Source organism: Flavobacterium sp. GP15, assembly GCF_014281985.1.
Taxonomy (GTDB): Bacteria; Bacteroidota; Bacteroidia; order Flavobacteriales; family Flavobacteriaceae; genus Flavobacterium; species Flavobacterium pygoscelis.
This window is the reverse complement of record NZ_JACFTC010000002.1, coordinates 532,550-545,906: the sequence shown is the minus strand read 5'-3', so window position 1 is coordinate 545,906 and position 13,357 is coordinate 532,550. Positions and strand designations below refer to the sequence as shown.

The following is a 13,357-nucleotide window of genomic DNA, read 5'->3' as shown; positions in this document are numbered from 1 at the left end:
CTGATTGCATAACAAATCTTTGCTTAGGTCAGAATTGTTTCAGGAATTCTTTGAAGTATTTTTTCGAATAATGCAGAGATGCACTTTCTAGTTGTAAGTCTATTAGTAAGACGAATTAAATCTGGAAATGAAAGTGATTTTGATAAAAAATATTTTATTAAAGCAACGGAAAGTAAAATATTGATATTTAGTTCTATTGACATTAAAACTTAAAATTAAATTCACTCACTTGTATCATTAAAGTTAAACTGAAACACGACTGAGTTGAATTATAAGGAATTGTTATTATAAAAATGGGGATTAAAAAAGACAAAAAAGCACTTGGATGTACAAATTAAAAATTAAAAGGATTTAATATATCCACTAGAATATTTGGACCTATTTTTCTAAATGATTTTTCAGGATAAGCAGCTGGTGTGAGCGTTAGGAAAAAAATCTTAATCTGCCTACAAATGTAGCATCAAGATGAGTTAGAATCTTATAAGTGATAATCAAATGTTAATTGTAATTAACTTAATACCTATGAGGAATAATTAATTCAACCAAAGTTTCTCAAAGCCAAGAAATGTGTTAAAATTATGATTATAGTAATCATAAATTCAACAACTTAATGCAACAGTTTTATTTTTTAAATTTGTTGTATCTGGAAAAGAAGCGAGATAGATTAATCTTTACCGAGCGTACTATTATAGAGACTTTACTCTCTCAAATGAGATCAATTTAATGCATATCCAGGCAATTAGATAGAAATAGAAGTTCAATATACAGAGAAGTCAAAAAATGGATTCATAAACCCTCTGATGTATCTCAAGTACACTTTTCAGATTTTTTTTACTAAATATGAGTATTTAAAAAAAAGAAAACTCGATAAAAATAGACACCTATTTTAGGTTGAACGTATTTGTATGGAGAGGATTGCTCAAAAATCACTAACCAGAACAAATTGATAAAAGCATCAAAGATTTACATCCAAATGGTCCTGTAATATCTATTTATTATGAAGCAATTTATAAACATATTTAAAAGCATAGACTATCAAGATTAGGACGGAAGTTAATTAAAACAACACCCTACAGCTATTCTAAAAAAGAAACAAAAAGAGATCTGGTTTTAAAAGATCGAGAATTAAAGATGGTGTTAATATTGAAATGAGGCCAAACATAGAGGACAGAAAACAACTAATTCATTGAGAAGCTGACCAAATTGTAGGTCTTGGACACAAAATCGCCATAGCTATGATGGTAGAAAGAAAAAAAAAAAAGATTTACATACATTATTTTCCTAAAAGACAGAACATCTTAAACAATTACACAAGCTGTAGCTAAAACTTTTAACCTCTTAATCAAACAAGCAAAAAAAACAATGATTTAAAGGTAGCTCGTAAATAGCAAATATCCTCCATAGTACAGTTTATATTATTACATAATTATATTTTACTGAACTACAGTTCTTTTGGGTGAAGGTGAAGAAAGAGACATAATATCTGGTAGTTTAACTGTTACAATATCTATTATGACGCATGAATAACAGCGTCTTATAATTATTGAGGTTTGGGAACAGATGCTACAACACACTTATTATTGTCAAAACTAATTTATACAAACCCTAATACTATAAAGCAAGAAAAAATAGGAACACAAGCTTAGTTTGATATGTAAAATAGAGAGTTTAAGCATGAAATTTATATTAAAGATTGGATTTTCCAAATTAAATACCTCTGCAAAATCTAGTAATAATTTATTCTTAACTGTTGATGTGAGATATATTTATCCAGTAGTTGAACAGTCATTAAATTTAGAAAATTACACGTCTTTATCAATTGTAAATGGCGGTGACAATTTATCAAAAGATTATTTTGGGATAAATTCTAACATAATTATTAATTTAATATTAAACCACATCAGGAAATTTTGATTCGGTTTTGGTATTAATTAAATTTAACATTAATCTAATTGTTGAGTATAATTAATTAGAATTTTGATATTATTCAATGATCTGTTAATATAAATTTATTCATATTAACAGATCATATTTAGAGTAGTTGTTTTTAATGAAATTGTAACTTTAAATACATCAAAAACCTTAAAGTAAATATTTATAATTCTGTAAAGTTCAAATAATAGAGAAAACATTTTTCAAGTATTTTTCGTGATTTTCTAAAATATAAGGTTACTGTTCAAGGTCTTTTTCATTTATTCTCATTAAAATTTCCAAAACTATATTAGCTTTCATAATAAATCTAATTAATTTCTTAATAGAAGATAACCTCTATCCACAAGCAATAAACTATCAAAGATTTGGAATTTCAAATCTTTAAGTGTTTGAACAATGCGAAAATTACCTTTTACGATTTTGATAGAATAGAATACTTTTAAACCTGAACAAATCCATTTTAAATTGTACCCATATAATCACACATCGTGTAAAACTTAAAACGTTTTATGGAGCAATTTCAAAATTATTTCTAGACATTTTAATATTATTTTACCTTATTTTTTTTAAATCTTTAAATGACTAATAAAACAATTATAAAAATCTGAAAATCAGCCATAAAAAAGTTATATTATTTTTATTAATTGAAATAGTTTAATTCGGATTTCATTATAATGACAACGATCGATTAAATTTACTATAAACATATTTTCTACTTTTTTTTAAAAACTTAACCACACCATCAATTGACATATATTAAGCCACTAGGATTAATTGCTAATTCAATAGCAGTTATTTAAAATCTCCTTCCTACATTAAAATGGCAGTAGAATCAAAGTTCAATGAACTAATAACATATAAAATTCTAAATCAAATTTTATTAAAACATGAAATAGATATTAGGTATTTTTAAAATTCAAGACTCTAAAATTAAGGTTTTTAACCAATTTCAGAATCATTTATATTTACTTGTAAAAATTACAGATAACATGTTACCTTCCACTAAATATAAAAAACCAACAATAAATGTAATTTACACTCTTTTTATTACGATTTGTTCAAAATATTCTTACAATAAAAATATTTAACATAATTTAATTACAGAAAAAATGAAATGTTATAGGAAAGTTAACAAATTATTAAGATGTTTGTTAAACTAATTCAAAATTTTAAAAAATGAAACTTAAGTTCAATGGATTCTTAGTACTATTATTAGTACTAGCGGCACAAATTACTTTTGGCCAAGAAAGAGTTGTTTCAGGAACAGTTTCCGATAATGCAGGAATGCCATTACCAGGCGCAAGTGTATTAGTAAAAGGAACTAAAAATGGGACACAAACTGATTTTGACGGAACATATTCCATCAAAGTATCTCCAAACCAAATGTTAATATTTACATATATTGGCATGAAAACGCAGGAATTACCTGCAACATCATCAATAGTTAATGCTAAGCTAAAAGATGATTCAGTACAATTAGAAGGTGTTGTAGTAATTGGTGTGTTAGGTATTAAAAGAAGTAAAAACGCACTAACATCTGCCACACAAATTGTATCTAGCAAAGAGCTTACACAAGCAGCAAATCCAAACGTTGTACAGTCTTTAGTTGGTAAAGTTTCTGGTCTTCAAATAAACAAATCTAGTAGCGGAGTAAACGGTACAACTAGAATAGTTTTGAGAGGCTCTAGATCAATTACAGGAAATAACGAAGCGTTAATTGTTATTGACAATGCTATATCTACATCTGCAGCTTTACAACAATTACCTCCTGAGTTAATTGAAAGCGTTAATGTAATAAAAGGTATGCAGGGTGCTGCACTTTATGGAGAACAAGGTGTTAACGGTGTAATTTTAGTTACTACTGTCAAAGGAAAAGAAAAAGGAAGAATTACAGTAAATGTAAATTCAGCAGTTGATTTTGAAACAGTAGCTTTCTTGCCAAAAACACAACAAAAATATGGACAAGGTTGGGATGGAGTTCAAGATCAACAGGAAAATGGATCATGGGGATTACCTTATGATGGTGTATTAAGACCAACAGGATTACCTCAAGCAGATGGTAATAGATTCGAAAGACCATATTCAGCCATAAAAAACAACATTAAAGATTTTTACCAGACAGGTATAACTTCGCAAAATGGTTTTTCAATAAATGCAGGTTCAACAGATTCTTACGCATTAATTTCTGCAAATAAGGTAAAAACAGATTTCGTTGTTAACGGAGACAAACTAGAAAGAAATAGCTTTTTATTTAAAGCAGGTAAAAAAATTAATAGATTAAGCATTGACGGAAGCGTAAACTATTCTCATCAAAAAAGTAGCGAAACTTCTTCAACTTTGCTTAATGACTTAATTCAAACTCCTGGAAACATAGATTTAAATTTATTTAAAAATTCAGGGAATGAAGGTAACTATACTATTTATTTCAAAAATCCATTTTGGACAATAGACAATAACAGGAGCGACTCTAGAAGATCATTTATTAATACAATTGCAGCATTAAAATATGATTTAAATAAAAATATCAGTATTACCTATACTGGAAACTTACAGTTCACTGCTAGAGATGCACAATCTCACATTAATCAATACAGAGAAACTCCAGCTTTAGCCGGTGCTGGCGCCAATAGAAATCAAACTTCTGAGTTTTTCTCTAATCAATCTTATTTAAGAACTTATTATGGAGATTTATTAGTAAATTTTAATTACAATCTTACAGAAGATTTAAGCTTAAAAGCAAACGTTGGTAGTAATATGCAGGATCGTAATTATAGAATAACTTCTCAAGGCGGTCAAAATCTTGACATCCCAGGATGGTATCATATTAACAATGTTTTGAGTCCATCAAGTCCATCATCTCTAGACAATAGATCACAAAAATCAAATCGTGCATCTGTATTAGCAAACGTAGATTTAGCATATAGAGATTATTTATTTTTAAATCTTACAGGCCGTAACGATTGGACGTCTGTATTATCTAAAGAAAATAATAATTTTTTCTATCCAAGTGCGGGTATATCATTTGTTCCTACTTTAGCATTTGAAGGATTAAAAAGTGAAACTCTTAATTATTTAAAACTTTCAGCTAATATTGTAAAAGTAGGAAATTCATCTTCTATTCAACCTTATGCAATATCTGAAATAGGGGTTTTCCCAACAGGATTTCCTTATGGTCAATTAGGATCATATATTGTTAATCAAAGACCTACAGATAAAAATATAAAACCTGAATTTGTAACAACAAAAGAGTTAAACTTAAATATCGGATTATTTAATAACAGAATAACAATTGATGGTTCTGCTTATATTTCTGAAACTAAAGATTTAATCACTTCTGCTACAGCATCATCAGCTTCAGGTCTTGCAACTTCTCAGTCTAACATTGGAGACATGACTACAAAAGGTTTAGAAATAGATTTAGGATTAATACCAATTAAAACAGAAAATTTCTCTTGGAAATTAAGAGCAAGCTACTCTACTAATAAATCAGTAATTAATTCATTAGCTGCAGGAGCAAATGAAATCAATCTTTTATCTGATGCAAATACAGGAACTGGAGTTTTTGCACAAGTTGGTCAAGAATTTCCATTAATCAAAGGGTCAACATTTGTTAGAGATGCAAATGGAGGTATTATAGTAAACCAATTTGGTCTTCCTACAAGATCTTCTTCTAATTCAATTTTAGGAAAAGCAACTCCCGATTACATTTTGGGTTTAACAAACTCTATCGAATTTAAAGGAATCACATTAACAGCTGTTATGGATTATAGAACAGGACATCAAATTATATCTGGAACAAAATATGATTTAACATGGCCGGGAAGATTAGTAGAATCTGCTGATTTCGACAGAGAAGTAGGATTCATTTTACCAAATTCTGTTATTCAGACGGCTCCAGGATCAGGTGTATATGTTCCAAATAATTCTGTTTACACAGCAGCAGGTTATGATCCAAATGGAATTATTGATTATTATGCTACAGCAAGTAGAACAGGTGAGCATAATGTTATTGATGCAACTGCATTTAAAGTTAGAGAATTATCTTTAAGCTATTCTATGCCGACTTCTATTATTGAAAGAATGGGATTAACTGCACTTAGATTCGGTATAAATGCTAGAAATCCTTTTACAGTTTTAGCAGACGGTAATAAAGGCTATACAGACCCAGAAGCTTCAGACAGTACTGCAAATAATGGAAATGGAATTGGATACTCAGGAACAGGACAATATCCAAATACAAGAACTTTTGGTGGAAGCATCAACTTAACTTTTTAATTAAAATAACATGAAAAAAATATTTTTATTAATTGCTGTTTTAACACTTTCACTAACATCATGTAGTGATTATTTAGCAGACAATGATAACGTTAATAGTCCATTGGCAGATGCTATTCCGCCAAGACTAATTTTGCCTGGTGCTCAAACCCAGGCTTTTAGAACACAAGCAATTAACATGAATCAGCTTGGAAGCATTATGACAAATGCATGGGGAGGAAATATATATCAATTTACAAATCCTTTACAAGTAGAATACTCATATAACTTCAGTAATGGTACATACGCAGCAGTATGGGATGGTTTGTATAGAAGTATAAATAACTTCCAAAAAATCATTGAAACTCCTTTGGCAGATCAACAAAATTACATTGCAATCTCCAAAATAATGAAAGCTCACTACATGCAGTATATTGTTGATTTGTATGGTGACTGCCCTTATTTCGATGCATTTAAAGGACAAAATAATTTAACTCCTATTTACTCTGACGATGCACTAATATATAAGGATTTGATTAGAGAATTGGAAGAAGCTAGAACTCTTATTCAGAATGCTTCTCCAACAGCAATAGGAGCAACTACCGATGTCGTTTTTGCAGGAGATATGTCAAAATGGTTAAAATTAGCCAATACAATAGAGCTTAGAATACTTTTAAGACAAAGTAAATTAACTGATGCAACTACTTTAGCTTATTTAAACACAAAATATGCAGATCTAAAAACTTTAAATAATTTTGTAAATGCAGATGTTTTAATCAATCCTGGATACTCTGCTGCTAATGATGCAAAACAAAATCCGTTTTATGGGAATTTTGGAAGAGACGCAGCTGGTTCAACCACAAACACAACTAACACATTATTTACGTCTTCTAAATTTTTTGCTGACGTTTTGAATGGCGAAGCAGGAGGCCCTACCGCAGGTGTTATTGACCCAAGGAGAGCTAGAATCTGGACTCAAGTTGGCGGTAAAGTTGTAGGAACTGATCAAGGACAAAAACCAGTACCTGGACAAAACAACTCTACAAATCCTACTTCAAGATTCGGAGCGGGTTTAACAGGTTATGCAGGAGCAAACGCAGCTGCAGCAAACGTAGCAGCATCTTCAAAAGCAGGGGTTTTAATGCTATTATCTGAAAGTAAATTTCTTCAAGCAGAAGCTGTTCAAAGAGGTTATTTAATTGGAACAGCACAAACTTTATTTAATGAAGGAGTACAAGCATCATTCACTTACTTAGGAGCTACAATTGGAACGTATCTTACTGACATTGACAGTAAAGCTAATTTTGGTTGGTCAGCATCAACTGACAAGGTACAAGTTATTCTTACTCAAAAGTGGATTGCATTGAGTGGTATTCATGGTGTTGAGAATTATATTAATTACACCCGTACTGGATACCCAGTAATACCTGGATCTATAAATGGGTTTAATTTACAGCCAACCAGGCCTAAAAGATTAATCTATCCATTGTCAGAGTATAATGCAAATTCTGCAAATGTGCCTATTTTGACATCTGCTCAAATAACAACTCAAGGTCCTTTCTGGTACGTACCATAATTAATACCATTTCTAATATTTAAAAAGGCTGCTCTAAAAGGCAGCCTTTTTTTATTTAATAATGTAGTAATTTTAAAACTTATACAAAAAAATTAAGTGTCTTTGTATAAATGGAATTGAAAAATAATAAACTTTAAGATTAATTCAATATAAAAAAAAAGAAGTTAAAAAGAATTACTAAGTTATTTTTGTTGAGCAATAATTAGAATAATTACTTTATCCAATTGCAAACAAAATTATTTATAAAGTCAAAAAAAATAAAAAGATTTATTTAATCCCGATAAGAAAATTTTAAAAAAGAACAAAAATTATAATATTTGTTTTTAAAGATACGAATACTATTTCTATAAATTATTAAGAAATTAATTAGCGTTAATTATAATAAGTGGATTATTAAAATTAAACCTAATCATCAATTTCTTTGATATTTTTTTTTTAAAGAAATGAATCGATTAAAACAATAGACAAAAGTGAGCTAATTAAGAAATCACTCATAATTATAAAAGAAATTGAGTAATTACACTATACTATTGCTTTCTTTATTAAATATAATTTAAGCAATCTGCAGCTAAAAAAAAAAATGATTTTGTTGTTAAATATTCCCTGCGTTTATCAATGAATTAATAATTAACAAAAAAGTAATTTTAATATTTTTCCAAATAAAATTACTAATAGAATTGAGTAAGCTTAGCAGTTTGATGAATGTAATAATGTTAAAATAACAATAACATTATTAAAATTTCTATATAAATATATTCAAAAGATGATAGATAATCACCATGAAAATGCTAGATTAATTCCAGTAAAATTCTTCACATTAATGCGTAAAAAAAATTAAAATTAAATTTTAAATAAATTATGCATAAAAACAATATATAATTTGATTAAAAATTGTAGGCTGAAAAAAGTTATTAAAATTTACATAACAGACTACAATTTAATTTTAACACAAATAATAGAAATAATTGTAGGAAAGTTAACAATTTTTTAAGAAATTTGTTAGACTAATTCAAAATTTTATAAAATGAAACTAAAGTTCAATGGATTCTTAGTACTACTATTAGTGCTAATCGCGCAACTAACCTTTGCGCAAGAAAGAGCTGTTTCTGGGACTGTTTCCGACAATTCAGGTATGCCTTTACCAGGTGTTAGTGTATTGATTAAGGGAACCAAATCTGGAACACAAACTGATTTTGATGGAAAGTTCTCTATCAAAGCATCACCAAACCAAACTTTGCTATTTAGCTACATTGGGATGAAATCTCAAGAAATAGTTGCTAGTACAAGTATAATCAACATTAGATTGAAAGATGATTCAGTTCAATTAGAAGGAGTTGTAGTTACTGCCCTTGGCATTAAAAAACAAGAAAGAGCATTAGGGTACTCAACTTCAGTAGTTAATACTGATGAAATAATCAAAGGTGGAAATCAGAATTTTGTAAACGCCCTAGGTGGAAAAGTTGCAGGCTTACAAGTAATCGCTTCAGGTGGAGCACCTGGGCAAGCAAGTAGATTAGTAATTAGAGGTGGAAATAAATCACTTACTAATTCAAACGAACCACTTTACGTGATCGATGGTGTACCAATATCTAATTCAAATGACGGTAATGGAAATACAGTTGAAGGTTTCGCAAGTCCTAATAGAGCTTCAGATATTAATCCAAACGATATTGAATCTGTCACTGTACTTAAAGGTTCTGCAGGTGCAGTACTATATGGAAATAGAGGCTCAAACGGAGTTATCTTAATAACTACTAAATCAGGTAAAAACAATAGTGGCGTACCCGTGATAGAATTTACTAGCCAATTTGCGGCTGATGAAGCTTTAATTCTCCCAGATTATCAAAGAGAATTTGCACAAGGTAATAATGGTGTTACGTATGCAGAGGGAGGATCTCGCTCTTTCGGACCAAGAATCACTGGACAAACAGTAAATAGTGCGGGTGCAGGTGCAGCCAGGGGCTTAGGACCACAGGCAATCAAACTAAAAGCTTTTGATCCTAGAAAAGACTTTTTAAATACGGGATTTACAAACAATAATAACATATCGTTATCTAATTCTTCGGATAAATACAGCATGTTTGCTTCATTAGGAAATTCTAGACAGACATCTATTATCCCGAATCAAGGATTTAACAAGATTAATGCTAGATTTAATGGGAATTACAAGTTTTCTAATAAATTCAATGCAGGTGTAAACTTCTCTTATAATACTTCAAATGGAGATCTACCCTTTACTGGTCAAGATGGAAACAATCCAATTTTTGCATTATATCACATGCCTATAACTTGGGATATTTTAGGATACGGATACGAAAGACCTGATGGAAGACAGATAAACTCAAGAGGTGGATCTTTTGATAACCCATTATGGACGGTAAATAAAAACTCAGCAACCACCGATAGTAAAAGATACATTATGAGTGTAAATTTAGGCTATGAATTAGCTAGCTGGATGAAATTAAACTATCGTTTAGGGAATGATAACTTAGTGGATAATAGAAAGATATTTAGAGATAAAAATAGCGGAAGTGCTCCTACAGGTTTTCTGTCTTTTGATGATATCTCAAGAAACGAAATAACATCTACACTTACATCAACTTTTAACACAAAAATTACAGATAAATTTGCTGCCACTTTGTTAATAGGCCAAGATATTAATACTAGAACATTTAGGCAAAATATTATTACCGGATCTCAATTAGTACTACCAGGAATACAAAACACAAATAATATCCAAACTTTTGATCCAGGTTTTAATCAAACAAGCAAACGTAACTTAATTGGTGCATTTGGAAATTTAACGCTGAGTTACAACAATTATCTTTTTTTAGATATAGTTGGACGTAACGAGTGGAGTTCGACCTTACCTAAACAAAACAGAAGTTTCTTTTATCCAGGAGCTAGTGCATCATTTATATTTTCAGAAGCATTAGATATAAAAGGGGATTTATTAAACTATGGAAAATTAAGAGTTGGTGCATCAAAAACAGCTCGTGATGCAAATGTTTATTTGACACAACAAACATTTCAGCTAGGTCAGTTTGCTGATGGATTTACAGATGGTATTACTTTCCCTTTTAATGGAATTCCAGGATACACTGTTGACAATACAATTGCAAATGCTAATTTAAAACCAGAATTTACAACAGAATATGAAGTTGGTATTGAATTAAAAATGTTTAAAAACAGACTTGGTTTAGACGCTTCATTTTTTAAAAATGTAAATACTGGTGGAATTATACCATTAGATATTTCACCAGCTTCAGGCGCAACAAATACAATTATTAATAGTGGTGAAACAAATTCTAGAGGAATTGAATTAGCTTTACGCGGAACACCAATTCAAACAAAAGATTTTAGATGGGACATTAACGTAAATTTTAGTAAAATTAAATCTAAAGTTGTTGCAACTTATCCAGGTGTTGACAAAATTTTCTTAGGAGGATTTGGAGGGAATCCTGCAATTTTCGCTATTAAAGATGAGAGATACGGTAACATAGTAGGTTCAGCATATCAGCGCAATTCAAATGGACAAATTTTAACGGATGACGATGGATATCCATTATTTGAAGACGGTAAAAATCTAGGATATGTAGAACCCGATTGGACCGGTGGAATTACAAACACATTTACATATAAAAATTTATATGTTTCTGCACAAATAGACACAAGACAAGGAGGAAGTATTTATAGTGGAACTGAGGAGTTATTAGATTTTTATGGTGTATCAGCAAAAACTGCAAATAGAGAACAAGATTATACATTTCCTGGAGTAAATTCAACAACAGGTAATCCTAATGATGTAGTGCTTAAAAGAGATGCAGTTTGGTATGGTAATGCATATCCTAATGAAGAGTATGTTTATGAAAATAATTGGGTTAAACTAAGAGAGGCATCTATAGGCTATACCTTCAAACTAACTGACAAAAAAATAAAAGCATTAGACATTAGCTTTTATGGACGTAACTTGGCGTTATGGACAAAAATACCTCACATAGACCCAGAATCAAGTTCTTTTGGAACTGGTAATGCTCAAGGTGTTTCTAGATTTGCTTTTCCTACAACGAGAACAATTGGATTTAATCTAAAAGTTCAATTTTAAAAAAAAAATATGAAAAAAATAAATTTTATTAACAGAACAATTCATACAAAAAATATTTTTGTTGGAATTTTTTCAATAATGTTATTTATATCCTCATGTTCCAGTGAGCTAGATATTAATAACGACCCTAACGCACCAACGATAGTGCCTAATTCAACATTACTAACATCATCTGAAGTTAATTTAGGATACATCATTGGAGGTGAAGCAACACGTATGCCAGCCAATATTGTTCAATATTACGCTGGACACAGAGGACAACCTCTGGAATATTCACGTTATGATATAACACCCGCTTCTACTGACGGATTATGGACAAATATGTACAATGTACTTGCAGATCTAAAAGCTATAGAAAATAATACAGCAGAGAGCAATGATAAATTATACTTAGGAATATCCCAATTATTACAAGTATATAGTTTTAGTGTTTTAACTGATGCTTTTGGAGACATTCCTTACAATGAAGCATTACAATTATCAGGTAATATAAATCCAGCCTATGACAAACAAGAAGCCATTTATGATGCTTTATTAGTAAATGTTGACAAAGGTATAGCAAATGTAATTACTAACTCAGGATCAAATCCTGGAACAGCTGATGTTATATATAATGGTTCAGCTGCAAAATGGGCTGCTTTTGGAACTTCACTAAAGCTTAGATTATTAAATCATTTAAGTTTAAGAAGACCAACTCTAGCTTTAGCATATTTACAAACGAATCCGACTTTGATCATTAATTCAACAAATGATGCAAAAGTAGTATTTGGTATTAGCGCCTCGAACGCTAATCCAATTTTTCAATTTGATGTTTTATCTGGGAGAAAGGATAACGCAATAGCAAATACTATTGTTAATAAAATGAAATCTTTATCTGATCCTAGAATTCCTGTATATTTTAAACCAGTTAATAATGGTGCTTTAGCAGGTCAATTCTTAGGAAACATTCCTGGTGATGATAACGATGATTCTGGTGAAAACTTATTTTCTAGAACCGGATCAGCATATGCTTCAACAAATTCTCCAGTAGTACTAATAAGTGCTGCTGAAGTAAACTTTATTAAAGCAGAAATTTATTTTAGAGCTAATGACGCAATAAATTCTGAAATTAGTTATAAAAATGCAATTACAGAAGATATGAATTCTTTAGGCTTAGGATCTTCTGCATCTAGTTATTTAACAAATCCTTTAGTTACATACAATAACACCCTACAGAGAATAATGGAGCAAAAATGGATTACCATGTTCCAAGGAGCATATGAATCTTTTGTTGATTGGAGAAGGACTGGCTATCCAGTATTATTACCTTCAGTCAACAACAGAACTAGTAATAACATACCTGTAAGACTATCATATCCTCAAATTGAGATTAATGTAAATACGGCTGCTCTCAAGGCAGGGCCAGGCATTCCATTACCTTATGTCTCGTTAAGTAATAAGGTTTGGTGGGATTTATAAAAACCCTAAATAACAAAACCACCACTTTAAAA

The 13,357-nt window shown here is 30.2% G+C and carries 5 protein-coding genes; 4 read left to right on the top strand and 1 reads right to left on the bottom strand.

Features of this window, described 5'->3' with window-relative positions:
- Window positions 1-23 precede the first annotated feature (23 nt).
- A complete protein-coding gene (locus tag H2650_RS06555; RefSeq protein ID WP_188049960.1) occupies window positions 24-203 on the bottom strand; it encodes a hypothetical protein in 180 nt (59 codons plus the stop codon).
- Between the two features lie 2,905 nt (window positions 204-3,108).
- Between H2650_RS06555 and H2650_RS06550 the strand changes: the two genes are divergently transcribed.
- The 4 genes from H2650_RS06550 to H2650_RS06535 all read left to right on the top strand — a co-directional run bounded on the left by H2650_RS06550 (window position 3,109) and on the right by H2650_RS06535 (window position 13,325).
- Entirely contained in the window at window positions 3,109-6,207 is a 3,099-nt protein-coding gene (locus H2650_RS06550; protein ID WP_188049959.1) for a SusC/RagA family TonB-linked outer membrane protein, read from the top strand.
- 10 nt (window positions 6,208-6,217) lie between these two features.
- On the top strand, window positions 6,218-7,762 hold the full coding sequence (locus H2650_RS06545; RefSeq protein ID WP_188049958.1) for a SusD/RagB family nutrient-binding outer membrane lipoprotein: 1,545 nt from the start codon (window positions 6,218-6,220) through the stop codon (window positions 7,760-7,762).
- A gap of 1,024 nt (window positions 7,763-8,786) precedes the next feature.
- Window positions 8,787-11,867: a SusC/RagA family TonB-linked outer membrane protein gene (locus H2650_RS06540; protein WP_188049957.1), complete on the top strand. Its 3,081-nt coding sequence runs from the start codon at window positions 8,787-8,789 to the stop codon at window positions 11,865-11,867.
- 9 nt (window positions 11,868-11,876) lie between these two features.
- Window positions 11,877-13,325: a SusD/RagB family nutrient-binding outer membrane lipoprotein gene (locus tag H2650_RS06535; RefSeq protein ID WP_188049956.1), complete on the top strand. Its 1,449-nt coding sequence runs from the start codon at window positions 11,877-11,879 to the stop codon at window positions 13,323-13,325.
- Window positions 13,326-13,357: the final 32 nt, after the last annotated feature.

What these genes read in the sequence shown, in the direction of transcription:
- H2650_RS06555 (WP_188049960.1), bottom strand. Translation starts at nt 203, where the DNA reads ATGTCAATAGAACTAAATATCAATATTTTACTTTCCGTTGCTTTAATA.
- H2650_RS06545 (WP_188049958.1), top strand. Translation starts at nt 6,218, where the DNA reads ATGAAAAAAATATTTTTATTAATTGCTGTTTTAACACTTTCACTAACA.
- H2650_RS06540 (WP_188049957.1), top strand. Translation starts at nt 8,787, where the DNA reads ATGAAACTAAAGTTCAATGGATTCTTAGTACTACTATTAGTGCTAATC.
- H2650_RS06550 (WP_188049959.1), top strand. Translation starts at nt 3,109, where the DNA reads ATGAAACTTAAGTTCAATGGATTCTTAGTACTATTATTAGTACTAGCG.
- H2650_RS06535 (WP_188049956.1), top strand. Translation starts at nt 11,877, where the DNA reads ATGAAAAAAATAAATTTTATTAACAGAACAATTCATACAAAAAATATT.